This is a genomic window from Streptomyces sp. NPDC001351 (genome assembly GCF_042896045.1).
Classification (GTDB): domain Bacteria; phylum Actinomycetota; class Actinomycetes; order Streptomycetales; family Streptomycetaceae; genus Streptomyces.
Genome location: NZ_JBIAWS010000011.1, coordinates 198,224 through 225,016, shown reverse-complemented (window position 1 = coordinate 225,016; position 26,793 = coordinate 198,224). Strand labels below are relative to the sequence as shown.

The following is a 26,793-nucleotide window of genomic DNA, read 5'->3' as shown; positions in this document are numbered from 1 at the left end:
GGCCGGGTCGGGGCGGGGCCTGCCGGGCGGCGTACCCGCGGATCTGGGGTGCCAGCCGTCGGACAGGGGTGTTGCACTGCCGGACCTGGCGGTCACGCGTGGGACACGCCCGCCGCCACGGGGACCGGCCGGTGCGTGGCGAGTGCCCGGTCGAGGTCGGCCATCAGGTCCTCCGGGTCCTCCAGTCCGATGGAGAGCCTGACCAGGCCGGCGGCCGGTCGGGCCTCCGGGGCGACGGGCCGGTGCGTCAGTGAGGCCGGGTGCTGGATCAGTGAGTCGACGCCGCCCAGGGACACGGCGTGGGTGAAGAGGCTGACCGCGGAGGTGGCGTGCGCTGCCTGGTCGTAGCCGCCGCGGAGGTCGACGGAGATCATCGCGCCCGTGCCCTTCAGCTGTCGGCCGAGCAGCCCCTGCGGGTCCCCGTCGAGCCCGGGGTAGTGGACGCGGGCGACGCTCGGGTGGGTCCTCAGCCATGCGGCGATGCGCTGGGCGTTCGCCTGCTGGGCCCGTACCCGAACCGGAAGCGTGGCGAGTCCCCGGTGCAGGAGATAGGCGCCCAGGGGGTGCAGCAGACCGCCGGTGACGGCGCGGACCCGGCGCAGCGTGGCTGCCTGCTCCTCGCCGCAGGCGATGACACCGGCGATCACGTCGCCGTGCCCGCCCAGGTACTTGGTCGCGCTGTGCAGGACCATCGCGGCACCCAGGTCGACGGGGTTCTGCAGGACGGGCGTCGCGAAGGTGTTGTCGACGAGGACCGGAACGCCCTGGGCGGCCTCGACGACGGCACGGATGTCGACCAGTTCGAGGGTCGGATTGGCGGGCGTCTCCAGCACGATCATCGCCGTGTCCGGGCGGATGGCGGCGGCGACGTCAGGCGCCGAGCAGTAACTCACCTGCGTACCGAGGAGACCCGAGGCCAGCAGATGGTCCGTGCCGCCGTAGAGCGGGCGGACGGCCAGCACATGGCGGCGCCCGGTCTCCTTCACGGTCGCCAGGACCGCCGCGGTCATCGCCGCCATGCCCGAGGAGAACGCCACGGCGGCCCGGGCGTGTTCCATCTGGGCCAGCGCCGACTCGAACCGCGCCACGGTCGGGTTCCAGAGCCGCGCGTAGACGGCTCCGCCGTCCGCGTTCGGCGTCCCTCCGCCCGCCATGGCCTCGTAGGACAGCCCGCCGGCCTCGATGCCAGGCAGCGGGTTGGTCGACGACAGGTCGATGGGAAGCGCGTGGACGCCGAGCTCTGTCAGGTCCTCACGGCCGGCGTGGACAGCCAGGGAGTCGAATTGCAGATACGACGAGGTCATGCCCAGAGGGTGAGGCGATCCACAATCCCATGCAAGAGTCATTGTGGAAGCCGTGCTCGATCACCGATATTGATGCGGATTGACCAAGAGGAGGGCTCATGGCAGGCCGGCAGCTGAAGAAAACACAACCCGCCGCCGAGGGGCTCGACGGCACCGATCTGGCCATCCTGGTCGCGCTCGTGGAGGACGGCCGGATGACCAACGCGGCGCTCGCGGCCCGGGTGGGCGTCGCCGAGTCGACCTGCGCCTACCGGGTCCGCGCGCTGCGGGAGTCCGGTGTCATCACGAGCATCAACGCCCGGCTCGACCTCGGCGCACTCGGCCACCCGATCCACGCCATCATCAAGGTCCGCCTCGGCAGCCACAGCCGCGAACATGTCCGCACCCTCTACGACCGGCTGGTCAAGGTGCCCGGAGCCCTGACCGTGTGGCATGTCGGCGGCGACGACGACTTTCTCCTGCATGTGGCCGTGGCGAGCCCGGAAGAGCTGCGCGACCTCATCCTGGAGCACGTGACCGTCCACCCGATGGTGCGGCAGACCGAGACCCAGCTGGTCTTCGAGGTCCGCGACGGCCGCGGAGTGCTGCCCGAGTGAACCCGGGGCCCGGGAGTCTTGTCCGTGTGAAGTGTTTCCTCATGGGCAAGCGACCGCTTAGTATGCGATGGACCCCGGTCAGACAGAGCAGTCCCCTGGAGGCACCGCATGCAGGCATGGCAAGTGCACGAGAACGGCGAGCCGAGCGAGGTGATGCGGCTCGAGGAGGTGGAGCGGCCCACGCCCGGCGACGGCCAGGTGCTGCTGAAGGTGCGTGCCGCGAACATCAACTTCCCGGACGTACTGATGTGCCGGGGCCACTACCAGGTCCGCCCGCCGCTGCCGTTCACGCCGGGCGTGGAGATCTGCGGTGAGACCGAGGACGGGCGGCGGGTCATCGCCAACCCCGCCCTGCCCCACGGCGGATTCGCGGAGTACGCCCTCGCGGACGCCGCCACCCTGCTGCCCGCCCCCGACTCGCTGGACGACGCCGAGACCGCCGCCCTGCACATCGGCTACCAGACCGGCTGGTTCGGTCTGCACCGTCGTGCTCACCTGGAAGCAGGCGAGACGCTGCTCGTCCACGCTGCCGCAGGAGGGGTCGGCAGCGCGGCCGTGCAGCTCGGCAAGGCGGCCGGGGCCACCGTGATCGGGGTCGTCGGCGGGGCCGACAAGGTGGCCGCGGCCAGGGAGTCGGGCTGCGACGTCGTCATCGACCGCAAGAGCGAGGACGTCATCGCCGCCGTCAAGGAGGCCACGGGCGGCCGCGGCGCCGACGTCGTCTACGACCCGGTCGGCGGCGAGGCCTACGCCCAGTCGACCAAGGTCGTCGCCTTCGAGGGCCGGATCGTGGTCGTCGGCTTCGCCAGCGGGGTCATCCCCAGCCCTGGGCTCAACCACGCCCTGGTGAAGAACTACTCGATCCTCGGCCTGCACTGGGGCCTGTACGGCACCAAGAACCCGAAGCTGATCGCGCACTGCCACGAACAGCTCACCGAGCTGGCCGCCCGGGGCGCCATCAAGCCGCTGGTCAGCGAGCGTGTGCCGCTGGCCGGGGCCGCGGCCGCCGTGCAGCGCGTCGCCGACGGCGTGACCACCGGCCGGGTGGCCGTCCTGCCGTCCCTGGAGAACGGAGCCTCCGCATGACCGACGCAGCCGAACTGCGCAGCCGCACCAAGGAGTTGCTGGCCGCCCACCCGCCCGCGACCACCGACCGTCTGGACTTCCTCAAGGCCCGCTTCGATGCCGGTCTGGCCTGGGTGCACTACCCGGAGGGCCTCGGCGGCCTCGGCGTCCCCCGCTCCCTCCAGGCCGTCGTGGACGCCGAGCTGGAGGCCGCCGGCGCCCCCGACAACGACGCGCGCCGCAACGGCATCGGGCTCGGCATGGCCGCCCCGACGATCCTCAAGTACGGCACCGAGGAGCAGAAGCAGCGCTATCTGCGGCCGCTGTGGATCGGCGAGGAGGTGTGGTGCCAGCTGTTCAGCGAGCCCGGCGCCGGCTCCGACCTCGCCGCGCTCGGCACCCGGGCCGTCCGGGAAGGCGACGAGTGGGTGGTCAACGGGCAGAAGGTGTGGACGTCTGGCGCGCACAACGCCCGCTGGGCCATCCTCATCGCCCGCACCGACCCGGACGTGCCCAAGCACGCCGGCATCACGTACTTCATCTGCGACATGACCGACCCGGGTGTCGATGTGCGCCCGCTGCGGCAGATCACCGGTGAGGCCGAGTTCAACGAGGTCTTCCTCACCGACGTCCGCATCCCCGACTCCCGCCGCCTCGGCGAGATCGGCGACGGCTGGCGGGTCGCGCAGACGACCCTGAACAACGAGCGCGTCGCCATCGGCGGCATGCGGCTGCCCCGCGAAGGCGGCATGATCGCCCCGGTCGCCAAGACCTGGCGCGAGCGCCCCGAGCTGCGCACCCACGACCTGCACCAGCGGCTGCTGAAGCTGTGGGTGGAGTCCGAGGTCGCCCGGCTCACCGCCGAACGCCTGCGCCAGCAGCTCGTCGCCGGGCAGCCCGGCCCCGAGGGCGCCGGCATGAAGCTCGCGTTCGCCCGCCTCAACCAGGAGATCAGCGGCCTGGAGGTCGAACTCCTCGGTGAGGAAGGGCTGTTGTACGACGACTGGACCATGCGCCGCCCCGAACTGGTGGACTTCACCGGCCGTGAGGCCGGCTACCGCTACCTCCGTGCCAAGGGCAACAGCATCGAGGGCGGGACCAGCGAGGTCCTGCTGAACATCGTCGCCGAACGCGTCCTGGGCCTCCCGTCCGAGCCGCGCACCGACAAGGACGTCGCATGGAAGGACCTGTCCCGATGAGCGCACAGCCCGATCTTCTCTACTCGGAGGAGGAAGAGGCCCTCCGGTCCGCCGTACGGGACCTCCTCGCCGACCACTGCGACGCCCCCGGCGTCATCGCGCGCACCGAGTCCGACGCCCCGCACGACCTCGCGGCCTGGAAGGCCCTCGCCGACGGCATGGGCCTGGCCGGCCTGCTGGTGCCCGAGGCGCAGGGCGGCCAGGGCGCCACGCACCGCGAAGTCGCCGTCGTACTGGAGGAGCTGGGGCGCGCGGTCGCCCCCGTGCCCTACCTCTCCAGCGCCGTCGTCGCCACCGAGGCCCTGCTGGAGTGCGGCGACGAGGAGCTGCTCGGGCAGCTGGCCGCCGGGCGGGCCATCGGCGCGCTCGCGGTGGCGCTGCACCGCGCCCCCGGGACCGCCTTTCCCGCCGTACGACTGGAGAACGGCACCCTGCACGGGGAGCTGACCGGCATCGCGGACGCGGCTGCCGCGGACGTGCTGCTCGTACCGGCGGAGGACGGCGGGCTGTACGCGGTGGACGCCTCCGAGGCCACCGTCACTCCTCAGATCTCCCTCGACCTCACCCGGCCGCTCGCGACCGTCACCCTGGACGGGGCGCGGGCGCGCAGGCTCGGTGAGGCCGAACCCGCCGTACGACGTGCCCTGCGGTCCGCGGCCGGGCTGCTCGCCTCCGAGCAGTTCGGGCTCGCCGACTGGGCGTTGACGGAGACGGTGCGCTATCTGAAGGAGCGCAAGCAGTTCAACCGGCCCGTCGGCGGCTTCCAGGCGCTCAAGCACCGCCTCGCCCAGCTGTGGCTGGAGGTCGTGAACCTCCGCGCCGCCGCCCGCAATGCCGCAGACGCCCTCGCCACGGGAGAGGACGTCGAAGTGGCGGTCGCGGTCGCGCAGTCCTACGCGGCGCCGGTCGCGGTGCACGCCGCCGAGGAGGCGCTCCAGCTGCACGCGGGCATCGGCATGACGTGGGAGCACCCGATCCACCTCAACCTCAAGCGGGCCAAGGCCGACTCGATCGCCTACGGCACGGCCGGCGCCCACCGCTCCGCCGTGGCCGAACTCGTCGACCTCCAGGCACCCTGACACAGCCTGACCGTCACCTTGTGAAGCCCGCCCCACCTGGGGCGGGCTTTTCCGTGCCGTCGTACGGCAGGAATGAACGGACAACGGCAGTCCGGCCAACTCCTGGCACGTGCAGGTCCATTGGGGCCTTTCGCGCTCGATACTCCCTGTGGTTCCGACCCGCCCCACAGGGAGGCAGAACATGGCCCTCGTCACCCGCCGTAGAGCCCTCACCGCGTTCGGCGCCACACTCGCGGCAGTGCTCGCCCCGCCCGCCGGAAGCGCGTTCGCCGGTGAACGCCGGCACCGTGCCCCGTTGTGGCGCGCCCACGCCCACAACGACTACGAGCATCCGCGCCCCCTCTTCGATGCCCTCGACCACCGCTTCGGCAGCGTCGAGGCCGACATCTTCCTCGTCGGCGACCAGCTCCTCGTCGGCCACACCGCGGACGAGCTCGACCCGAAGCGGACCCTGGAGTCCCTCTACCTCGACCCGCTGGCCGCCCTGGTCAAGGCCAACGACGGTTCCGTGTACCGGGGTTACCGCAGGCCGCTCCAGCTGCTCATCGACATCAAGACCGAGGGCTCGTCGACCTACCTCGAACTCGACCGCCATCTCCTTCGCTACAAGCACCTGTTCACGACCTACGCCCACGGCCGCGTGCGCCCAGGGGCGGTCACCAACGTGATCTCCGGCGACCGTGCCGCCCGTGTCCCCATGGAGGCCCAGACCGTACGGCGGGCCTTCTACGACGGCCGGCTCACCGACCTCGGCACCTCGGCGCCCGCCTCCTTCATCCCGCTGATCAGCGACAACTGGCAGCTCAACTTCACCTGGCTCGGCGAGGGCACGTTCCCCGAGGCCGAGCGGCAGAAGCTGCGCGGCATCATCGGGCAGGCGCACGCGCGCGGGCAGAAGGTGCGCTTCTGGAACACCCCCGACCTGGCCGGTCCCGCCCGGGACGCCCTGTGGGCCGAGCTGCTCACCGCCGGCGTCGACTACTTCAACACCGACGACCTCGCCGGCCTCGAGGCGTTCCTGGACGCCCACCGGGTGGCGTAGACACCACACGTTCGGCGGACAGGTCAGCCGCACGGACGAACCCTCCGCTACGCCACACTTGCGGCCGAACGCCGCGAACCGGAAGTTGCGGCGCAGCGGAGGAGGTTGACAATGGCGATTTCCATCTCGGTGGTGGTGCTGCTGCTGGTCCTGGCGGTGATCTTCACCCGCAACGGCGGACTGAAGATCTCCCACGCCCTGGTGTGCACACTGCTCGGCTTCTACCTGGCCGGCACGAACATCGCGCCCACCATTCACAGCGGCGTGACGGCGACGGCAGGAATCGTCAGCAGCCTCAGGCCCTGAGGTCCACGAGCCGTTTCATGACGTCGAGAACACCCCGATGCCGTTCGGGACCGGTCGTTCCGCGTCGCCGGACGGATGATTGCGTACGGAGACGGTGGCCGCCCCGGGCGCGCGGGCGACCAGGGTCGTCGATCCGCCGCCGTCCAGACTGAAGGCATCGGTCGAGCCCAACGCCCGCATGGTGTCGGCCACTTCGGCGATGGTCAGCCCCTTGCGGTAGGCGGGCGCACCGTCCAGGGCGAACAGCAGCAGCCGCTTCCCGCCGTTCGCGATGCCGACGGCCGTGCGCACGGCCCCGGTCGCGTCGTCCAGGCCGGCGAGTGGCTGGCCGCCCCGCAGGACGGGGTAGCCGCCGAGCGCGAAGCTGTACGCCTTCCGGGAGGTGGCGGAGACCAGCCGGTGCGTCACCGTCACCGGCTCGCCCTTGAAGAACTTCCGCAGCCGCTGCGCGCCCGCCTCCCGGCCGACGAGCACCGTGGTCCCCGAGGCGATGGCGCCCTTGCCGGGGGTGCCGGACATGGCGACGACCCGTCCTCTGCGGACCGTCACCTCGTAGGTGTCCGTGCTGCAGGCGGCCGCCCGGTCGGTGTCCGTGCCGCAGGTGGCGCGGACCCGGGAGACGCTGCCCCAGTCGGAGGTGAAGGCGCCGACCGAATTCTCCGGCAGCGCGTACTGGTTCAGCCCGCCGAGCGGCAGCCGCCCCGCCGGAGTGCGGACCGACCCGGCGAGGGTCAGACGGTCCAGCCGGGCCCTGCGGTCCACGCCCACGCCGAGTACGTCCCGGGTGGTGGTCCCGGGTGGCAGGGCCGGCCCGAAGCGCTGCCCGTCCGGCACCGACGCCTTGAGCACATGCCCGTTCGCGATCGCCGGCCCGTCGGTCGAGCCCGTCACCTCGACGCCCGGGTGCTGGGATTCGGAGATGTTGAAGAAGTCGCCGTTGATGCCCGCGACGGCTCCTTGTGCGTCGGCCATCTTGGAGACGGCGGCACGTGCGGCCACCGCTCCCGGATACAGCAGGCCGAGGCGTACCTGCCTGTTGCGCAGGTCCACGGTGAGCAGATGGGCGTGGGTCACGCCCTTCGCCCCCTGGACGTCGAACTGCTTGTAGGTGACCCCCGGCGCGAGCGCGGTTCCGCTCTCCACACCACTGGCCGATGCCGCCCCCACCAGGGCCGCACCGGCCAGCGCGCCGAATGCCGTGAGAAACGCCAGTGCCGATCTGACCGACGTCCGAACCGTTGCCTCGGATCTGCCTGCTGGGAAACGCTTCTGATGACGCGTCACAGTTCCCCCTGAGGGATCGTCAACTGTCTCAGGTCTCAGGGGAAGTGCATCAGATCGCGGTGGTCCGCGGGACGGCTATGCGCCGACTACGCGAGAACGGGTGAGAAAACGTACCCCCTCGGGTGCTTCCAGCGAGAAACCGCTGCCACGGCCTGCTACGACGTCCACGATCAGCCGGGTGTGGCTCCAGACCTCGTACTGGCTGCGCGACATCCAGAACGTCACCGGCTCCGGCACCCCGTCGACCTGCAGCTCCGCGAGCAGCACATCCGATCCGCCGGTGCGGAACTCGCCCTCCGGGTAGCACATGGGCGCGCTGCCGTCGCAGCAGCCACCCGACTGGTGGAACATCAACGGGCCGTGCGTGGCACGCAGCCGTCGCAGCAGCTCGGCGGCGGCGGGGGTGAGTTCGACGCGCGGGGTCTCCTCATGCATGGGTTCAGGGCAGCACGGGCAAGGTTGCGAGAGGGTTGCACGCGCCCTCACCCCTCACTTGGGGCGGCGATCCGGCACGAACACACTGAGCCGGAAGACGGTCGGCTGCCTCAGCCGTCCGCAGAGCATGTCCAGGCGTACTGCCGACCAGTCGATCCGCCGGTCCGTGGCCTGCAGATGCCGGAGATGCGCCCGCCATGCGGACTCGTCCTGGGTCTCGAAGACGACCTTCCAGTGGCCGGCCTCGGAGGCGGGACGTTCCGCGGCGCGCCGCACCTCGTCCCGTCGCCGCTGTTTTCGCTTTCGCTGCCCTGGCACCGGACCAGCATCGTCGGCGCACCCCGACGCAGCAAGACGATTACGGCTGCCCCGGCGCCGCGTAGCACCGCAGCGACACCACCTGTTGAGGGGCCCAGTGCTGCTCGACGACATCGAGCAACTCCCAGCCCAGGCGCTCGTACAGGGCCGTCGCCGCAGCGTCGGAGTCGACGACGTCGAGCACGGGATGCAGCCCCAGCGTCCAGGCCTCCTCGACGGCCCGCGCCACCAGCGCGCCGCCCAGCCCGTGCCCGCGTGCGGCCGGTGAAACGAACAACCGGCCGACCACGGCGGTGACGTCGACGCCGACCCCCTCGCGGGCGGCCCACAGCGCGGGCGCCGCGTCCCCCTCGGCGGCCCGGGACAGACTGAGATGCCCGACCACGTGGCCGTCGAGCTCGGCCACCCAGGCTGTCAGCTGAGCGTGTGTGGTCAGCCAATCGGCCGGGCGGTCGGGCCAGTTGACCGGATAGCCGCTGTGTCGGTGCACGGCGGCCAGAGCCTCGACGCAGGCGGGGAGGTCACCGTCCGTTCGCGGCCGGACGAGATGGGATGGGGCGGTGGTCTTCATGATCAGCAAGTATCAGGTGCCGGCATGGACCGGCTGCGGTGTCAGACGTTGGAGCCCGCGGCGGTCGTAGTACCGCGTCATCGCGAAGCCGAAGAGCAGGCCCAGGGCCGCGCCGACCGCGATCATGATCCATGAGCGGGTCAGGCCGGCGTCCCCGCGGGCCTCGAAGTACAGGATGGCGCGGACGCCGTCGCTTAGCTGGCGCATCGGCTCGAAGTGGGACAGAAAGCGGTAGAAGCCGGGGATGGCCTGAAGAGGCACGGTGGCGCCGGAGGACGGCAGGCCCAGGACGATGAACACGAACATGGACACCAGCTGTCCGATGCCGCCGAAGGCCGCGTTGATGGCCTGCACTCCCAGGCCGACGGCGAGGGAGGCGCAGTAGGAGTAGATCCACAGCAGCGGGATGTGCGTGGCGTCCATGCCCAGGAGGCTGATGGTGGCGAGCATGACCAGGGAGACGCTGATGACCGTGATGCCCGCGGTCATGGCCATCTTCAGCAGCAGCGTCTGGGTGCGGTTGATGGGGACGGTGGGGCGGCGGGTGTGCCAGGGGCCGATCTCGTTGTCGGCGTAGCCGAGGGCGGTGTCGACGGCGTTGTTGATGACGTTGCCGCCGAGGAAGCCGGCCAGCACGAGCAGCAGCGTGTAGTAGAAGGCGCTCAGCCCGAGGCCGCTGTGGCTGCCGATGGGGTGGCCGACCTGGGTGACGACGTTCACCGGGTCGGCCAGCAGCAGCTTGACCGTGGAGTTCGCCCGCGTCCCCACCGCCGCGGTCAGTTGCCTGCCGATGGCCTGCGAGGCCTGGTGCGCCGTCGCCGTGGTGATCTGACTGGCGAGGGACGAACCCAGGCTGCCCTTGCCGGGGTTGGTCAGCACCGTCATCGTCGGCCGCGCGGTGGCCCCGGGCGTGGTCAGCGCGGTGATGGACGCGGTGAAGTCGGAGGGGATGACCAGGGCGCCGTAGACCTTGCCGGAGTCGAGGTCGTCCTGGGCCTGGGCGAGGGTGCGGGTGCGCCACTGGGCCTTGTCGTTCGACTTGTCGGCGGTGATGGCCGCGGCGATCTGCGTGCCCGCGTTCTGCTGCTGCCCGGCCGGCGGTTTGCCGGTGTCGGCGTTGACCAGGGCGATGGGCAGATGGTGCAGATCGCGCTGCGGGTTGACGATGCCGCCCATGTAGAGCAGGGCCAGCAGGAAGGCGAGCAGTCCGGTCAGGACGGTGGGCATGAGCCACAGCTTGGGGCGGCCCAGCAGTGTGACGGCTCGGGCCTGGGGGCTGGCGTCGGCCATGGTTCTCCGTAGGTTGTGGGGACGGGACGTCTGCCTCACGGCTCCTCTACAGCAAGCAGAGCCTACGGAGGAGCGGGCACCTGGGCAGTCAGGCCGCGCGCGACAGGCCAGAACCGCACGGCGGCATGACGGCTCTCAGGCAACCCACGGCCCAACCGGCCCCTCATACCTGTTGACCCATCAGTCGGACGACCCGCGAGGAGTCTCTGTTGGACGGCACCGAGTCCTCCGCCGCACCCACCGGCCCGGCCCAGGACACGGGCGCCCCACGGCACGCGGTGTCCCGCCGCCGGTTCATGGTGTACTCCCTGGCGGCGTCGACGCTCACCATCGCGGCCCCGCTCGCCTGCGACACCTCCCCGGCGCAGGGCTCCGAGCCCGCCCGCGGACCGTCCGGCGTCCTGGTGACCGGCGCCGACGACGAGATGCTCGTCCTGGAGGTCACCCACGCCAACAGGATCGTCGTACGGCTGCCGCGGGTCGAGGTCGGCCAGGGCATCACGACCGCCGTCGCCATGATGATCGCCGAGGAGCTGGACGCCCGCCTCGCCGACGTCGACATCCCCCTGGCGGACGCCCGGACCAAGGGCAACCAGTACACCGGCGGCTCGAACTCGGTCGTCTCCCTGTACGGCCCGGCCCGCCGGCTCGCGGCCACCGCACGGGCCAGGCTGGTCACCGCCGCCGCCAGACGCTGGCATCTGCCCGCCTGGAGCCTGCGCACCGTCAACACGACGGTGATCGCTCCGGACGGCCGTACCGCCACCTTCGGCTCACTGAGCGCGAGCGCCGCCCGCATCCGCCGTACGGCCGTGCCCGCCGAGCCCAAACCGGCCTCCCGGCACACGCTGATCGGCCGGCCCACGACACGTGTCGACGCCCGGGACATCGTCACCGGCAAGGCGCAGTACACGGGGGACCTGTCCGTGGCCGGGGCGAAGCCGACCGTGGTGGCCCGGCCGCCGACGCTCGGCGGGAGGCTCGTCTCGGTCGACGACCGGGCGGCCCGCGCCCTGCCCGGTGTGCACGCCGTCGTCGAGGTACCCGGCGGGGTCGCCGTGGTCGCCGAGTCCTTCCACCACGCCTTCCAGGCCCGTGACGCCCTGAAGATCAAGTGGGCGCCGGGCCCGCTGGCCTCACTGTCCGACGCGCAGATCCGCTCCCGGCTCAAGGCCGCGGTCCCGCGCCTGGGTTCTCCGCCGCACGGATCGACACAGGTCGAGGCCGAGTTCGAGTTCGCCTTCGTCAGCCACGCCCCGATGGAGGTGCTGACCGCGATCGCGGACGTGCGCGCCCACAAGGCCGAGATCTGGTTCTCCTCCCAGACACCCACGGACGCCCGGGACAGCATCGCCTCGGTGACCGGACTGCCGGAGTCCGCGGTCACCGTGCATGTGCTGCGCGGCGGCGGCTCGTTCGGACGGCGGCTGAACTTCGACGCGGCCATCGAGGCGGCCCTGATCTCGAAGGCGGCGAAGCGGCCGGTCAAGCTGATGTGGAGCCGTAACGACGACACCCGCCACGGCCGGATGCGCTCCGCCACCCACCACCGCTTCCGCGCCAGCCACGCCGACGGCAGGGTGGTCGCCTTCAGCCATGCGATGGCCGGGGTGGGCGAGTCGTCCGGCAGGAAGGGGACCGCGCACCAGGCGGCCTTCGTACGGCCGGGGCGCGTGCAGGCGGCCGGGCCGCGGCCCGGCGACTCCGGGCTGTACGACTTCGGTCGCCTCTCCGAGGACTCCGGCGGTATCGAACTGGCGATCCCGCTGGGCGCCTGGCGGTCGGTGGACTCCGGGATGGTGCGCACCGCCGAGGAGATCGTCGTCGACGAGATCGCCAGGAGCCTCGGCACGGATCCCGTCGCCTTCCGCCGGACGGCGCTGCGCAGCAAGGCCGTCAAAGCGGTCCTCGACAAGGTGGCCGCCGCCGGGAGCTGGGGGCGGGCCATGCCCAAGGGGCATGCGCAGGGTGTGGCGGTCCACGAGGAGTACGGCTCCTGCGTGGCCTGTCTGGCCGAGATCGACGCCACCGATCCGAAGCACCCCCGGGTGACCAAGGTGGTGATGGCGGCCGACGTCGGCACCGCCGTCAATCCGCGCGGTCTTCAGGCCCAGCTCATGGGCACCGCCGTCGACGGGATCTCCACCGTGCTGCGGGCCGGACTGCACATCGACCGCGGCGCCGTGCGCGAGGGCAGCTTCGCCGACTTCCAGTGGGCGCGCCAGCGCCATGCCCCGCTGCACTTCGAGGCGCACATCATGCCGTCCGAGCAGGAGCCCGGCGGCGCCGGCGAACTCGGCGTCCCGGCCGCCTCCGGAGCCGTCGCCAACGCCTACGCCCGCGCGACCGGCACCAGGCCCCGCCGCTTCCCGCTCAACTTCTGATTCTGACCGCCGCCGGATCAGCCTCCGAGAAGGTATCGATGCCCTCCTACTCCTTCACCCTCAACGGCAAGCCGGTCACCGTCGAGGCCCCCGCCGACATGCCGCTGCTGTGGGTGCTGCGCGACCTGCTGCACGTCACCGGACCCAAGTACGGCTGCGGTGTCGGCGTGTGCCGCGCCTGCACCAGCCATCTCGACGGGGACGAGTTCCAGCCCTGCGTCGTCAAGGTCAAGGACTGCGCGGACCGCAAGGTCACCACCATCGAGGGCCTGGCCGACGGCGACACCCTGCACCCCGTGCAGCAGGCCTGGATCGACTGCGACGTCTCGCAGTGCGGCTTCTGCCAGCCCGGGCAGATCATGGCTGCCGCGGCCCTGCTGAAGAAGACGCCCGAACCGACCGACGCCGACATCGACGGCATCGAGAACGTCTGCCGCTGCGGCACCTACGCCCGTATCCGCGAGGCCGTCAAAAAGGCGGCAGCCGACCTCCGTTCCTGACGATTCTCCGGTCCGCACGACGACACGCGGGGTGAGTGGCCCGGCTCACATGGCCAGAAGGGCATGTCACCGACACCATGGGGGACGTCATCCGTAGGCTGAAGGGAGCGGCGATGTTCCGCAAGGTGCTGGTAGCCAACCGTGGTGAGATCGCGATCAGGGCGTTCCGCGCAGGCTACGAGCTGGGCGCAAGGACCGTCGCCGTCTTCCCGCACGAGGACCGAAATTCGCTGCACCGGCTCAAGGCCGACGAAGCGTACGAGATCGGGCAGCCGGGCCACCCGGTCCGCGCGTATCTCTCCGTCGAGGAGATCGTCCGGGCGGCGCGTCAGGCGGGCGCCGACGCCGTCTACCCCGGCTACGGCTTCCTGTCCGAGAACCCCGAGCTGGCCAAGGCCTGCGAGGAAGCGGGCATCACCTTCGTCGGGCCGAGCGCGCAGACCCTCGAGCTGACCGGCAACAAGGCCCGCGCGGTGGCCGCCGCCCGCGCGGCCGGCGTCCCGGTGCTCGGCTCCTCCGCACCCTCCACCGACGTCGACGAACTCGTCCGCGCGGCCGAGGACGTCGGCTTCCCGGTGTTCGTGAAGGCCGTCGCGGGCGGCGGCGGACGCGGAATGCGCCGCGTCGAGGACCCGGCCCAGCTGCGCGAGTCCATCGAGGCGGCCTCCCGCGAGGCGGCGTCCGCGTTCGGCGACTCCACCGTCTTCCTGGAGAAGGCCGTCGTCGACCCCCGCCACATCGAGGTGCAGATCCTCGCCGACGGCGAGGGCAACGTCATCCACCTCTACGAGCGCGACTGTTCCGTCCAGCGCCGCCACCAGAAGGTCGTCGAGCTCGCCCCCGCACCCAACCTCGACCCGGAGCTGCGCGACCGCATCTGCGCCGACGCGGTCCGCTTCGCCCGCGAGATCGGCTACCGCAACGCGGGCACCGTCGAGTTTCTGCTGGACCGCGACGGCAACCACGTCTTCATCGAGATGAACCCGCGCATCCAGGTCGAGCACACGGTCACCGAGGAGGTCACCGACGTCGACCTCGTCCAGTCCCAGCTGCGCATCGCCTCCGGCGAGACCCTCGCAGACCTCGGCCTGTCCCAGGAGACGGTGAAGCTGCACGGCGCGGCCCTGCAGTGCCGTATCACCACCGAGGACCCGGCCAACGGCTTCCGCCCGGACACCGGCCGCATCAGCGCCTACCGCTCACCCGGCGGCTCCGGCATCCGCCTGGACGGCGGAACCACCCACGCCGGTACGGAGATCAGCGCCCACTTCGACTCCATGCTGGTCAAGCTCACCTGCCGGGGCCGGGACTTCAGGGCCGCGATCGGCCGGGCCCGGCGCGCCGTGGCCGAGTTCCGCATCCGCGGGGTGGCCACCAACATCCCGTTCCTGCAGGCGGTCCTCGACGACCCGGACTTCCAGGCCGGGCGGGTGACCACGTCGTTCATCGAACAGCGCCCGCACCTGCTCACCTCCCGCTCCTCCGCCGACCGCGGCACCAAGCTGCTCACCTACCTCGCCGACGTGACGGTGAACAAGCCGAACGGCGAGCGTCCCGAGCTGATCGAACCCGTGAGCAAGCTGCCGGTGCTGCCTTCAGGGGAGCCGCCCGCCGGCTCGCGTCAGCGGCTGGTCGAACTCGGCCCGGAGGGGTTCGCCCGCGCGCTGCGCGAGTCGCCGACCATCGGCGTCACCGACACCACCTTCCGCGACGCCCACCAGTCGCTGCTCGCCACCCGCGTCCGTACCAAGGACCTCCTGGCGGTCGCCCCGGTGGTCGCGCGGACCCTGCCGGAGCTGCTGTCCCTGGAGTGCTGGGGCGGAGCGACGTACGACGTCGCCCTGCGCTTCCTCGCCGAGGACCCGTGGGAGCGCCTGGCCGCTCTGCGGGAGGCCGTCCCCAACATCTGTCTGCAGATGCTGCTGCGCGGCCGCAACACCGTCGGCTACACCCCGTACCCGACCGAGGTGACCGACGCCTTCGTGCAGGAGGCCGCGGCCACCGGCATCGACATCTTCCGCATCTTCGACGCCCTCAACGACGTCGGCCAGATGCGCCCCGCCATCGACGCCGTACGCGAGACGGGCACGGCGATCGCCGAGGTGGCCCTCTGCTACACCTCGGACCTGTCCGACCCGAACGAGCGCCTGTACACCCTCGACTACTACCTCCGCCTCGCGGAGCAGATCGTCGAGGCGGGCGCCCACGTCCTGGCCGTCAAGGACATGGCGGGCCTGCTGCGCGCCCCGGCCGCCGCCAAGCTCGTGTCCGCGCTGCGGCGGGAGTTCGACCTCCCGGTCCACCTGCACACCCACGACACGGCGGGCGGCCAGCTCGGCACCTATCTCGCGGCGATCCAGGCGGGCGCGGACGCGGTGGACGGCGCGGTGGCGTCGATGGCGGGAACGACGTCCCAGCCGTCGCTGTCGGCGATCGTCGCCGCGACCGACCACTCCGACCGTCCGACCGGCCTCGACCTCCAGGCGGTCGGCGACCTGGAGCCGTACTGGGAGAGCGTCCGCAGGGTCTACGCCCCCTTCGAGGCCGGCCTGGCCTCCCCGACGGGGCGCGTCTACCACCACGAGATCCCCGGCGGTCAGCTCTCCAACCTGCGCACCCAGGCCGTCGCGCTCGGCCTCGGCGACCGCTTCGAGGAGATCGAGGACCTGTACGCCGCCGCCGACCGGATGCTGGGCCGCCTGGTCAAGGTCACCCCGTCCTCCAAGGTGGTCGGCGACCTCGCCCTGCACCTGGTGGGCGCCGGGGTGGACCCGGCCGAGTTCGAGGCGACCCCGAACCGGTACGACATTCCCGACTCCGTCATCGGCTTCCTGCGCGGCGAGCTGGGCACCCCGCCCGGCGGCTGGCCGGAGCCCTTCCGCACCAAGGCACTCGAGGGCCGCGCGGAGCCCAGGCCCGTGCAGGAGCTGAGCACGGAGGACCGCGAGGGCCTGGCGAAGGAGCCCCGCGCCACCCTCAACCGGCTGCTGTTCCCCGGCCCGACCCGCGACTACGAGACCCACCGCCAGGCCTACGGCGACACCAGCGTGCTGGACAGCAAGGACTTCTTCTACGGGCTGCGCCCGGGCAAGGAGTACGCCGTCGACCTCGAACCCGGCGTCCGGCTGCTGATCGAGCTGGAGGCGGTCGGCGAGGCCGACGAGCGCGGCATGCGGACCGTGATGTCCACGCTGAACGGCCAGCTCCGCCCGATCCAGGTGCGTGACAAGGCGGCCGCCTCCGACGTCCCGGTGACGGAGAAGGCCGACCGCGCCAACCCGGGCCATGTCGCCGCCCCGTTCGCCGGCGTGGTCACCCTCGTGGTCGCCGAGGGCGACGAGGTGGACGCCGGTGCGACGGTGGCCACCATCGAGGCGATGAAGATGGAGGCCGCGATCACCGCCCCCAAGGCGGGCACCGTCGGCCGGCTCGCCATCAACAAGATCCAGCAGGTGGAGGGCGGCGATCTGCTCGTCGAGATCGGCTGAGCCCTCGCTCACGTGTGTGCCAGGGGCCCGGTCCCACCGATGGGCAGGTGAGGCCGGGCCTCTGCCGCGCGCGCCGCAGGCGTGCGCTTCCCCTGCGGCGGGCTGAGGGCCTGCCGGCGCCCGGCCCCTCGTACCGTCGCCCTTCCGGTGGCCGGGTAATGTCTCTGGGATGCCGAGAGTCAAGGTCAGCGTCGTCGTGCCCGTGTACAACACCGGGAAGTACGTCGACGAGTGCGCGCCGTCGCTGCTGGGGCAGTCCCTGCCCGCCGACGAGTACGAGGTCATCTACGTCGACGACGGTTCGACGGACGACACCCTGGCCCGCCTGGAGAAGATCGCGGCAAAGCACCCGAACGTTCAGGTGCACACCCGCCCCAACTCGGGCTGGCCGGGCGCGCCGCGCAACCTGGGCATGAGCCACGCCCGGGGCGAGTACATCCAGTTCGTCGACCACGACGACACCCTCGGCCCCGAGGCGCTTCAGCGGCTGTACGAGTTCGCCAAGCGCAATGACTCCGACGTGGTGCTCGGCAAGATGTCCACCACCATGGTCCGGCCCCGACGGCTGTTCCGGCACACGGTGGACGCCTGCACCATCGAGAACGACGAGCTCATGCAGAGCATGTCGCCGCACAAGATGTTCCGGCGCGCCTTCGTCGAGGAGCACGGCCTGCGTTTCCCCGAGGGCCCCTGGATCCTGGAGGACCTGCTCTTCGTCAGCGCCGCCTATCTCAAGGCGGAACGGATCTCCATCCTCGCCGACTACCCCTGCTACTACTGGATGAAGCGGGACGACGGCGGCAACAACACCCAGCACCGCTTCAGCCCCCGGCACGGCTTCTGGCCCAATTGCCGCACCATCGTCCGCCAGATCAAGGACGGCACCGAGGCCTCGGACGACATCGACGCCCTGCAGAACCGCCTCCTGCACCGCCTCTACCACGTCGAGATCCTCTCCCGCACCCGCGAGCCCGAGATCCTCCGCGAGGACCCGGCCGAGCAGAGGCAGCGCTTCGAGGCGGCCCGCGAGCTGGCGCTGACGGAGTTCCCGGCGGCCGTACGCGAAGGCCTGCCCACCGTGTCCCGGCTACGCGCCGAACTCCTCGAACGCGGCGACTTCGACGGCGCCTCGGCTCTCGCCGAGCGGATCCGCGAGGTGAAGGCCCGCAGCGAGGTCGGCGCACTGCGCTGGGAGGGCGGCCGACTGGTCGCCGACGTCACCCTCGACCTGCTGCGCGGCGACGGCGAACCCCTGGCCCTCGTCGAGCGGGACGGCAAGCGGTGGCTGGACCCCGAGCTGCTGGCCGGCGTGCCCGGCGCGGAGGACGGCTGGGAGGTCCGCGACCCGTTCCGGCTGGCGTACGCGGAGCTGGTGGTCAAGGACCGCGACCGTGAGGACTGGTGGTACCCGGAGGGCGATCTGGAGGTGCGCCTGCAGCCGCTCGGCGAGGGCCGCTCACGGCTGGTCGCCTCCGGACGCCTGCTCCTCGACCCCGAGCGCCTGGCCGGCGGTCATCCGCTGGAGCGCGGGGTGCACGACGTGTGGGCGTACGTCCAACTCCTCGGCATCGACCGGATGGTCCGCGTCACCGGCGACGGCACCCCGGGCGCCCCGGCCGCGGGCCCGGCGCTGACCGGCGGCCGTCTCGCGCTCCCGTACTGGACGGCCGGCGGCCAGCTCGCCCTCGACGTGGACCAGCGCCAGCGCGGGCTCGGCCCCGACACGGCCGGCGCCGCCGCGGCGAACACCGGACGCGGCAGACGTTCGCTCCCGCTGCCGTACGTAGCGGCGGTGGCAGGCGGAGCCCCGGCTCGCGTCAAGGTCACGGTCTCCGCCCTGACCCTGGACGCCGAGCTGATCCCCGCCCCCGACGGCGCAACGGCCGAACTGCGCCTGCCCACGCGTCTCGCCCTCCCGGCCGGCCGCCACCCGGTCACCTTCCCGAAGACGGACACCCCGGTCGCCCACGCCGTCGTCCGCGACGGTGCCCTGCTCCGCCTGGAGGGCCCGGCGTACGAGCCCGGCACCGGACGCCGACTCCTCGACTCGGTCGCGGACAACGGGCAGGTACGGCGGGTACGGCGGCGGCTGGGTCGCTGAGTCTCCGGCTTTACCGGGTGCCCGACCGGACGAGCCTGAAGGAGAGCCGCGCCCCGGCGGGCTTCGGCGTCGGTGCGGTTGACGGCTGCCACTGTGCCGGACCGCTCGACCGCCGACCGCTCATCCGAGGTGCGCGTCTCGTCCAGCTGGGGCGCGGGATCACCGGCCGCGAGGAACAGGCGGCTGCGCGACCGCCGGGGTCACGGTGAGCAGACTCGGGCGGTAGGAGATGCGGGCGAGCGTGCCGCCGGCGTGTGCCGTCGGCCGGCGGTCCGCGGGAAGCGCTGCTGGACGCCCTGCAGGGCAGGTGCCCGGCGGTAACACGGCGGAGCCGCCGAAGCGTCCGGTGAGCCGCGCCGGAGGAGGGCCGCCGATGTCGACCGCGCACCTCCGAGAGCCTTGACCCGGGGTCTGCGCTCCACGATGCTGTGTTGCGGCACATGAGATGTGTGCCGTATTGAGCAACATCTGACTCAGTCTCGTACCAGCCGAGGAGTGGCCATGACGCACCAGGTCCGTGGAGTCGTCGCGCGGGGCAAGGGCGCCCCCGTCAGCCTGGAGACGATCATCGTGCCCGACCCCGGACCGGGCGAGGCGCTGGTCAGGGTCGAGGCCTGCGGGGTCTGTCACACCGATCTGCACTACCGCGAGGGCGGCATCAACGACGACTTCCCCTTCCTGCTGGGCCACGAGGCCGCGGGCGTGGTGGAGGCGGTGGGGGAGGGCGTCACCGATGTCGCCCCCGGTGACTTCGTGATCCTCAACTGGCGTGCCGTGTGCGGGCAGTGCCGGGCCTGTCTGCGCGGACGGCCCTGGTACTGCTTCAACACCCACAACGCCCGGCAGAAGATGACCCTGGAGGACGGCACCGAGCTGTCCCCGGCGCTGGGCATCGGCGCGTTCGCGGAGAAGACGCTGGTCGCGGCCGGGCAGTGCACCAAGGTCGACCGCGCCGCCTCTGCGGCCGCCGCCGGCCTGCTGGGCTGCGGAGTGATGGCGGGCATCGGCGCAGCGATCAACACCGGCAACGTCGGCCGAGGCGACAGCGTGGCGGTCATCGGCTGCGGTGGCGTCGGCGACGCCGCGATCGTCGGGTCGAACCTGGCCGGCGCAGCGAAGATCATCGCGGTGGACCTGGACGACCGGAAGCTGGAGACCGCCCGCAAGCTGGGCGCGACCCACACGGTCAACTCCAAGGAGTCCGACCCCGTCGAGGCGATCCGCGAGCTGACCGGCGGCCACGGCGCCGACGTCGTCATCGAGGCGGTCGGCCGCCCGGAGACGTACAAGCAGGCCTTCTACGCCCGCGACCTCGCCGGCACGGTCGTCCTGGTGGGTGTGCCGACCCCGGAGATGAAGCTGGAGCTGCCGCTCCTGGACGTGTTCGGGCGCGGCGGATCGCTGAAGTCGTCCTGGTACGGCGACTGCCTGCCCTCCCGTGACTTCCCGATGCTCATCGACCTCTATCTGCAGGGCCGTCTGAACCTGGACGCCTTCGTCACCGAGACCATCGCCCTGGACGAGGTCGAGAAGGCCTTCGAGCGGATGCACGGCGGCGACGTCCTGCGCTCGGTGGTGGTGCTCTGATGGCCGCACGCATCGAACACCTCGTCACCTCGGGCACGTTCTCGCTGGACGGCGGCACCTGGGACGTCGACAACAACGTATGGATCATCGGCGACGACCACGAGGTGATCGTCATCGACGCGGCCCATGACGCCGATGCCATCGCCCAGGCCGTCGGCGGCCGGACCCTGCGGGCGATCGTGTGCACCCACGCCCACAACGACCACATCGACGCCGCGCCCGACCTCGCGGCGCGCACCGGCGGCCCGGTCCTCCTCCATCCCGACGACCTGCCGCTGTGGAAGCAGACGCACCCGGAGCGGGCGCCCGACGCGGAACTGGCCGACGGCCAGGTCCTGACGGTGGCGGGCGTCGACCTGGCCGTGCTGCACACGCCCGGTCACGCCCCTGGTGCGGTCTGTCTGTACGCGCCGGCGCTCGGCGCACTCTTCAGCGGCGACACGCTCTTCGCGGGCGGCCCGGGGGCCACGGGGAGGTCGTACAGCCACTTCCCGACCATCATCGAGTCCATCCGGGAACGGCTGCTGACCCTGCCCGGCGACACCGTCGTGCACACCGGTCACGGGGACACGACCACCATCGGTGCGGAGGCCCCGCACCTGCAGGACTGGATCGCACGCGGTCACTGACCCGCTGACCTGCTCGAAGGCACTGATCCTGGTGCCGACCCCTGCCCTCAGGTTGTTGCTTATCGTGCACGAAGTTGCATGAAATGCAACATCTGGCGGGGGGGTATCGGGGCCCCTGAACTCCTTGACAAGGGTTCAGGGCGACCTCAGACTGATGTTGCGCTTACCGCAATCCGTTTCGTTATACGCACCGAGGTGTCATGATGATTCCCGTGTGCCGTCTCGCGGATCTCCCGCGAGGTGAGGCCTTCCGGCTCGACATCGATCCGCCGGTCTCGGTGTTCCATACCGATGACGGCGAGGTCTTCGCCATCGACGACACCTGCACCCACCAGGACGCCTCGCTCGCCGACGGCTGGCTGGAGGGCTGCGAGGTGGAATGCCCGCTGCACGCTTCGAAGTTCGACCTGCGCACCGGCGCCGTCGACGCCCCGCCGGCCAAGCTGCCGGTGCGGACGCACGAGGTGGTCGTCGAGGACGGCATGATCTACGTCCAGGTGTCGACCGACGCTCCCAACCTGCCGCCCTGCATCGCCTCCCGCCTCGCCGGAGGTCCCGCGTGAGAACGGTCGCCGTGGTCGGCGCCTCGCTGGCCGGCCTGTCGGCGGCGCGCTCGCTGCGCAAGCAGGGGTACGACGGACGGCTCGTCGTCATCGGCGACGAGACCCACCGCCCGTACGACAGGCCCCCGCTGTCCAAGGAGTTCCTGGCCGGCACGATCGGCGAAGCCGACCTCGTACTGGAGACGGACGACGAGGACCTGCGGGCCGAGTGGCTGCTCGGCGTCCGCGCCACCGGCCTCGACCGCACCCGGCGCGCCGTCCGGCTCGCCGACGGCAGCGAGCTGCGCGCCGACGGCATCGTCATCGCGACCGGCGCCGCCGCACGCACCCTGCCGGGCGCGGAGGGCCTTTCCGGAGTGCACACCCTGCGCACCCTGGACGACGCCCGCGCCCTGCGGGACGAACTGGCCCGCGGCGGACGGCTCGTGGTGATCGGCGGCGGCTTCATCGGCGCCGAGGTCGCCTCCACGGCCTACGCCCTCGGGCTCGACGTGACGGTGATCGAGGCCGCCCCGACGCCGCTTGCAGGACCGCTCGGCGAGACCATGGGCGCGGTCGTCTCCGCACTCCACGCGGACCACGGCGTACGGCTGTTGTGCGGCGTGGGCGTGAAGGGACTCAGCGGTGAGCGACAGGTCGATGCCGTCCTGCTGGAGGACGGCCGCAGCGTCCCCGCCGACATCGTCGTCGTCGGTGTGGGTGCACGCCCCTGCGTCGAGTGGCTGGAAGGCTCCGGCGTCACGCTCGACAACGGGGTGAAGTGCGGCGCCGACGGCCGCACCAGCCTCGCCGGAGTGGTCGCGGTCGGCGACTGCGCCAACTGGTACGACCCCCGCGCGGGCGCCCATCGCCGCGTGGAGCACTGGACCGGTGCGCGCGAGCGCCCCGACGCCGCCATCGCCACACTGCTGGCGGGCGGTGCGGTGGAGCCGGGTGTGCCCCGGCCGCCGTACTTCTGGTCCGACCAGTACGGAGTGAAGATCCAGTTCGCCGGTCATGCGGCCGGCGCCGACAGTGTGACGGTCGAGGAAGGCGCTGCGGACGACCGCAACGTCCTCGCCGTCTACCGGCGCGCCGGACAGCCGGTCGCCGTACTCGGGATGAACCAGCCGCGGCTGTTCACCCGCTGGCGCAAGCAGCTCAGCGCTCCGCTATGAGCACCGAAATGGGTTGTTGTTCTTCCGCGGCGCCGTTGTGGCTGGTCGCGCCCCCCGGCGGAGCCGGATATCGATACAGCCCCGCGCCCCTTCAGGGCGCTCATCAATCCCCTCCCCGACGTCCTCCGAGGAGTGCACCGTGACCTCGACCAGCCTGCCGGACAGCCTGATCGCCACCCTTCCCGGCTCCTCCTACACGGATCCGGCGATCTTCGCCCAGGAGCAGGAGCGCATATTCGAGACCATGTGGTTCTGCGTCGCGCGCTCCTCCGAGCTGGCCAAGCCCGGTGCCTTCCGCACCGTCGACGTGGGACGCGAGAGCATCCTCGTCACCCGCGCCCGGGACAACTCGATCCGCGCGTACTTCAACGTGTGCCGCCACCGCGGCGCCAAGCTCTGCACCGAGGAGACCGGCGAGGTCAAGCGGGCCTTCCAGTGCCCGTACCACGCCTGGACCTACGACCTGAACGGCAAGCTGGTCGCGGCCCCCAACCTCACCAAGATGCCCGATGTCGGCCGCACCGAGTACGGCCTGGTCAGCGTGGCCGTCCGCGAATGGCTCGGCTACGTCTGGGTGTGCCTGGCGGAGAACCCGCCCTCCTTCGAGGAGGACGTCATCGGCGAGGTGATCTCCCGCCTCGGCGACGTGGAGTCGATCGAGCACTACGACATCGACAACCTCTCCGTGGGCAAGCGGATCGTCTACGACGTGAAGGCGAACTGGAAGCTCATCATCGAGAACTTCATGGAGTGCTACCACTGCGCCACGATCCACCCCGAACTCACCGAGGTGCTCCCGGAGTTCGCCGACGGCTACGCCGCCCAGTACTACGTCGGGCACGGCGCCGAGTTCGGTGAGGAGGTGCAGGGCTTCACCGTCGACGGCTCCGAGGGCCTGGACCGCATCCCCGGTGTCGCCGAGGACCAGGACCGCCGCTACTACGCGATCACGGTCAAGCCGCAGGTCTTCATCAACCTCGTGCCCGACCACGTGATCTTCCACCGGATGTACCCGGTGGCCGTGGACCGCACGATCGTCGAGTGCGACTGGCTCTACCTCCCGCACGTCGTCGAGAGCGGCAAGGACGTCAGCCGGTCCGTGGAGCTGTTCGACCGCGTCAACCGCCAGGACTTCGACGCGTGCGAGCGCACACAGCCCGGCATGAGCTCCCGGATGTACGCCAAGGGCGGCGTGCTGGTGCCCAGCGAGCACCACATCGGAGCCTTCCACGACTGGGTGAACGAGCGCCTGGGCCTGTCCCGGGGGTGACTCAGCCCAGGTACCCCATGCGGTGGCTGATCTCCTCCGCACCCTTGATCAGCACCGGGGCGAGCTCCCGCATCCGCTCCTCCGTGAAGCGGTAGGAGGGCCCGGAGGCGGTGACCGCCGCGATGACCTCGCCGTCCCGGTCCAGGACCGGGGCGGCCATGGCGTGCAGACCGATCTCCAGCTCCTCCATGGTCCAGGCGTAGCCGGCCTCCCGTACCTCGGCGAGGGTCTTCTCGAGCTTCGCCTTCGAGGTGATGGTGTGCGGCGTGACCTTCTTCAGGCCCGCCTCGGCCAGCAGCGCGGCGCGCTCCTTGGCGGGCAGGTACGCCAGCAGGCACTTGCCGCTGGACGTGGCGTGCAGCGGCGTCAGCTGGCCGACCCAGTTGTGCGCGGTGACCGCTCCGGGGCCGCGCACCTGGTACAGGTTGATCGCGTAGTGCTCTTGCAGCACCGCGATGTTCACCGTCTCGCCGATCTCCTCGGCGAGCCGTTCACAGACCGGGCGGCCCTGCTGGGTGATGTCGATGCGTCCCGTCACCGCGCCGGCCAGGCGTACGATGCCGAAGCCGAGCCGGTACTTGCCGCGCTCGCCCGCCTGCTCCACCAGACCGCGCGCCTCCAGGGCGCCGAGTAGACGGAAGGCGGTGGATTTGTGAACATCGATCTCGGCGGCCACTTCACTGACGCCCGCCTCGCCGCGCTGCGCGAGGATCTCCAGGACGCTGATGGCTCGGTCGACCGACTGCACTCCGCCGGCCTGCGAATTTGACGTTTCGGTGTCTTGGCTGTGGTTGCTCACTCCGAAACTATACGCGCAGTAAACAACACGACTGCAAGTAACCGTGGCGAAATCAACAACCCGTAAGTTGCGTGGCTCGCAACCTAGTGCGTATAGCGCTACTGGTACTAGCATGCCTCGCGTATCTACGGCGCGAGCGAGACGAGGCACCATGGCTCCCCAATACGACTTCGTCATCGTCGGCGGCGGTTCGGCCGGCAGTGCACTGGCGAACAGACTCTCAGCTGACCCGGCGAACAAGGTGCTGGTCCTGGAGGCAGGCCGCTCCGACTACCCCTGGGACGTCTTCATCCACATGCCCGCGGCACTGACGTACCCGATCGGCAGCCGCTTCTACGACTGGAAGTACGAGTCCGAGCCCGAGCCGCACATGGGCGGCCGGCGCATCTACCACGCGCGCGGCAAGGTGCTCGGCGGCTCCAGCAGCATCAACGGCATGATCTTCCAGCGCGGCAACCCCATGGACTACGAGCGCTGGGCGGCCGACCCCGGCATGGAGACCTGGGACTACGCGCACTGTCTGCCCTACTTCCGGCGGATGGAGAACTGTCTGGCCGCCGACCCGGACGACGAGTTCCGCGGCCACGACGGCCCCCTCGTCCTGGAGCGCGGACCGGCCACCAACCCCCTCTTCGGCGCCTTCCTCAAGGCCACCCAGGAGGCGGGTTACGCCCCCACCGACGACGTCAACGGCTACCGGCAGGAGGGCTTCGCCAAGTTCGACCGCAACGTCCACCGCGGCCGCCGCCTTTCGGCCTCGAAGGCGTACCTCAAGCCCGTCCGGAAGCGCCCCAACCTCACCGTCACGACCCGCGCCCTGGTCACCCGTGTCCTCTTCGAGGGCAAGAAGGCCGTCGGCGTCGAGTACCAGCGCGGCAAGGGCGCCCTGAAGCAGGTCCGCGCCAAGGAAGTCATCCTGTGCGGCGGCGCGATCAACTCCCCGCAGCTGCTGCAGCTGTCCGGCGTCGGCAACGCGGAGGAGCTGCGCGCCCTCGGCATCGACGTCGTGCACGACCTGCCGGGCGTCGGCGAGAACATGCAGGACCACCTCGAGGTGTACATCCAGTACGCCTGCAAGCAGCCCGTCTCCATGCAGCCGTATCTGGCCAAGTGGCGGGCCCCCTTCATCGGCCTGCAGTGGCTGTTCCGCAAGGGCCCCGCGGCCACGAACCACTTCGAGGCCGGCGGCTTCTGCCGCAGCAACGAGGACGTGGACTACCCCAACCTGATGTTCCACTTCCTGCCCATCGCGGTCCGCTACGACGGCTCCGTGCCCGCCGGCGGCCATGGCTACCAGGTCCATGTCGGGCCCATGTACTCCGACGCCATCGGCTCGGTGAAGATCAAGAGCAAGGACCCGCGCGAACACCCGGCGCTGCGCTTCAACTACCTCTCCACCGAGCAGGACCGCCGCGAGTGGGTCGAGGCGATCCGCGTCGCGCGCAAGCTCCTCAACCAGCCCGCGCTCGCGCCCTTCAACGACGGCGAGGTCTCGCCCGGCCCGTCCGTGGAGACGGACCAGGAGATCCTCGACTGGGTCGCCAAGGACGGCGAGACGGCCCTGCACCCGTCCTGCACCTGCAAGATGGGCCCCTCCTCCGACGAGATGGCAGTCGTCGACCCCACCAGCATGCGGGTGCACGGCGTGGAGGGCCTGCGGGTCGTCGACGCGTCGGTGATGCCGTACGTCACCAACGGCAACATCTACGCCCCGGTGATGATGGTCGCCGAGAAGGCCGCCGACCTGATCCTCGGCAAGGAGCCCCTGGCTCCGTCGAAGGCGGCGTTCTACCGCCACCGCGATGCCCAGAAGCAGGCCGGGTAGG

23 protein-coding genes are annotated in these 26,793 nt (G+C 71.1%); 16 read left to right on the top strand and 7 right to left on the bottom strand.

The genetic code is table 11. The features are described from left to right. Positions 1-92: 92 nt before the first annotated feature. A complete protein-coding gene (locus tag ACFY1U_RS35555; RefSeq protein ID WP_390698154.1) occupies positions 93-1,304 on the bottom strand; it encodes a trans-sulfuration enzyme family protein in 1,212 nt (403 codons plus the stop codon). 98 nt (positions 1,305-1,402) lie between these two features. Between ACFY1U_RS35555 and ACFY1U_RS35550 the strand changes: the two genes are divergently transcribed. The 6 genes from ACFY1U_RS35550 to ACFY1U_RS35525 all read left to right on the top strand — a co-directional run bounded on the left by ACFY1U_RS35550 (position 1,403) and on the right by ACFY1U_RS35525 (position 6,591). After that, the gene (locus tag ACFY1U_RS35550; RefSeq protein ID WP_390698153.1) at positions 1,403-1,900 is read left to right on the top strand and encodes an Lrp/AsnC family transcriptional regulator; all 498 of its coding nucleotides are present in this window, start codon (positions 1,403-1,405) and stop codon (positions 1,898-1,900) included. A gap of 108 nt (positions 1,901-2,008) precedes the next feature. Continuing rightward, the gene (locus tag ACFY1U_RS35545; RefSeq protein ID WP_390698152.1) at positions 2,009-2,986 is read left to right on the top strand and encodes an NADPH:quinone oxidoreductase family protein; all 978 of its coding nucleotides are present in this window, start codon (positions 2,009-2,011) and stop codon (positions 2,984-2,986) included. Beyond that, a complete protein-coding gene (locus ACFY1U_RS35540) occupies positions 2,983-4,164 on the top strand; it encodes an acyl-CoA dehydrogenase family protein (protein ID WP_390698151.1) in 1,182 nt (393 codons plus the stop codon). The genes ACFY1U_RS35545 and ACFY1U_RS35540 overlap by 4 nt, the downstream gene beginning before the upstream one ends. Continuing rightward, entirely contained in the window at positions 4,161-5,243 is a 1,083-nt protein-coding gene (locus ACFY1U_RS35535) for an acyl-CoA dehydrogenase family protein (protein WP_390698150.1), read from the top strand. The genes ACFY1U_RS35540 and ACFY1U_RS35535 overlap by 4 nt, the downstream gene beginning before the upstream one ends. A gap of 181 nt (positions 5,244-5,424) precedes the next feature. Further along, on the top strand, positions 5,425-6,285 hold the full coding sequence (locus ACFY1U_RS35530) for a phosphatidylinositol-specific phospholipase C/glycerophosphodiester phosphodiesterase family protein (protein WP_390698149.1): 861 nt from the start codon (positions 5,425-5,427) through the stop codon (positions 6,283-6,285). A 111-nt stretch (positions 6,286-6,396) separates the two neighbouring features. Continuing rightward, entirely contained in the window at positions 6,397-6,591 is a 195-nt protein-coding gene (locus ACFY1U_RS35525) for a hypothetical protein (RefSeq protein ID WP_115914139.1), read from the top strand. 15 nt (positions 6,592-6,606) lie between these two features. On the opposite strand, the gene ACFY1U_RS35520 is transcribed toward ACFY1U_RS35525, so the two are convergent. The 5 genes from ACFY1U_RS35520 to ACFY1U_RS35500 all read right to left on the bottom strand — a co-directional run bounded on the left by ACFY1U_RS35520 (position 6,607) and on the right by ACFY1U_RS35500 (position 10,489). Continuing rightward, a complete protein-coding gene (locus ACFY1U_RS35520; protein ID WP_390698148.1) occupies positions 6,607-7,758 on the bottom strand; it encodes a phosphodiester glycosidase family protein in 1,152 nt (383 codons plus the stop codon). Positions 7,759-7,950: 192 nt separating this feature from the next. Next, a complete protein-coding gene (locus tag ACFY1U_RS35515; RefSeq protein WP_115914141.1) occupies positions 7,951-8,310 on the bottom strand; it encodes a DUF779 domain-containing protein in 360 nt (119 codons plus the stop codon). A 54-nt stretch (positions 8,311-8,364) separates the two neighbouring features. After that, positions 8,365-8,628, bottom strand: coding sequence for a hypothetical protein (locus ACFY1U_RS35510; protein ID WP_390698147.1), 264 nt, complete (start codon positions 8,626-8,628; stop codon positions 8,365-8,367). 40 nt (positions 8,629-8,668) lie between these two features. After that, positions 8,669-9,199, bottom strand: coding sequence for a GNAT family N-acetyltransferase (locus tag ACFY1U_RS35505; protein WP_390698146.1), 531 nt, complete (start codon positions 9,197-9,199; stop codon positions 8,669-8,671). Between the two features lie 12 nt (positions 9,200-9,211). Next, a complete protein-coding gene (locus ACFY1U_RS35500) occupies positions 9,212-10,489 on the bottom strand; it encodes a YhgE/Pip domain-containing protein (RefSeq protein ID WP_390698145.1) in 1,278 nt (425 codons plus the stop codon). A gap of 296 nt (positions 10,490-10,785) precedes the next feature. On the opposite strand from ACFY1U_RS35500, the gene ACFY1U_RS35495 reads away from it, so the two are divergent. The 9 genes from ACFY1U_RS35495 to ACFY1U_RS35455 all read left to right on the top strand — a co-directional run bounded on the left by ACFY1U_RS35495 (position 10,786) and on the right by ACFY1U_RS35455 (position 24,168). Beyond that, on the top strand, positions 10,786-12,873 hold the full coding sequence (locus ACFY1U_RS35495; protein WP_390698237.1) for a molybdopterin cofactor-binding domain-containing protein: 2,088 nt from the start codon (positions 10,786-10,788) through the stop codon (positions 12,871-12,873). 38 nt (positions 12,874-12,911) lie between these two features. Continuing rightward, a complete protein-coding gene (locus ACFY1U_RS35490) occupies positions 12,912-13,373 on the top strand; it encodes a (2Fe-2S)-binding protein (protein ID WP_390698144.1) in 462 nt (153 codons plus the stop codon). A gap of 113 nt (positions 13,374-13,486) precedes the next feature. Beyond that, positions 13,487-16,861 (top strand): pyruvate carboxylase, encoded by a 3,375-nt coding sequence (locus ACFY1U_RS35485; RefSeq protein ID WP_390698143.1) that lies wholly within the window; start codon positions 13,487-13,489, stop codon positions 16,859-16,861. 169 nt (positions 16,862-17,030) lie between these two features. Continuing rightward, positions 17,031-18,962 carry a glycosyltransferase family 2 protein gene (locus ACFY1U_RS35480; protein ID WP_390698142.1) on the top strand — a complete coding sequence of 644 codons (1,932 nt, stop codon included), beginning with the start codon at positions 17,031-17,033 and terminating at the stop codon, positions 18,960-18,962. Between the two features lie 501 nt (positions 18,963-19,463). After that, positions 19,464-20,549 carry an S-(hydroxymethyl)mycothiol dehydrogenase gene (locus ACFY1U_RS35475; protein ID WP_390698141.1) on the top strand — a complete coding sequence of 362 codons (1,086 nt, stop codon included), beginning with the start codon at positions 19,464-19,466 and terminating at the stop codon, positions 20,547-20,549. Beyond that, a complete protein-coding gene (locus ACFY1U_RS35470; RefSeq protein ID WP_390698140.1) occupies positions 20,549-21,178 on the top strand; it encodes an MBL fold metallo-hydrolase in 630 nt (209 codons plus the stop codon). Before ACFY1U_RS35475 ends, ACFY1U_RS35470 begins: the two co-directional genes overlap by 1 nt. A 200-nt stretch (positions 21,179-21,378) precedes the next feature. Beyond that, on the top strand, positions 21,379-21,741 hold the full coding sequence (locus ACFY1U_RS35465; RefSeq protein WP_030928447.1) for a bifunctional 3-phenylpropionate/cinnamic acid dioxygenase ferredoxin subunit: 363 nt from the start codon (positions 21,379-21,381) through the stop codon (positions 21,739-21,741). Next, positions 21,738-22,898: an NAD(P)/FAD-dependent oxidoreductase gene (locus ACFY1U_RS35460; RefSeq protein ID WP_390698139.1), complete on the top strand. Its 1,161-nt coding sequence runs from the start codon at positions 21,738-21,740 to the stop codon at positions 22,896-22,898. Before ACFY1U_RS35465 ends, ACFY1U_RS35460 begins: the two co-directional genes overlap by 4 nt. A gap of 139 nt (positions 22,899-23,037) precedes the next feature. Next, on the top strand, positions 23,038-24,168 hold the full coding sequence (locus tag ACFY1U_RS35455; RefSeq protein WP_390698138.1) for an aromatic ring-hydroxylating dioxygenase subunit alpha: 1,131 nt from the start codon (positions 23,038-23,040) through the stop codon (positions 24,166-24,168). A 1-nt stretch (position 24,169) separates the two neighbouring features. Here ACFY1U_RS35455 and ACFY1U_RS35450 read toward each other — a convergent pair whose 3' ends face one another. Then, the gene (locus tag ACFY1U_RS35450) at positions 24,170-24,916 is read right to left on the bottom strand and encodes an IclR family transcriptional regulator (RefSeq protein ID WP_344399343.1); all 747 of its coding nucleotides are present in this window, start codon (positions 24,914-24,916) and stop codon (positions 24,170-24,172) included. Between the two features lie 202 nt (positions 24,917-25,118). Here ACFY1U_RS35450 and betA point away from each other — a divergent pair, with 202 nt between their 5' ends. Further along, a complete protein-coding gene (gene betA / locus ACFY1U_RS35445; RefSeq protein ID WP_390698137.1) occupies positions 25,119-26,792 on the top strand; it encodes a choline dehydrogenase in 1,674 nt (557 codons plus the stop codon). Position 26,793 lies beyond the last annotated feature (1 nt).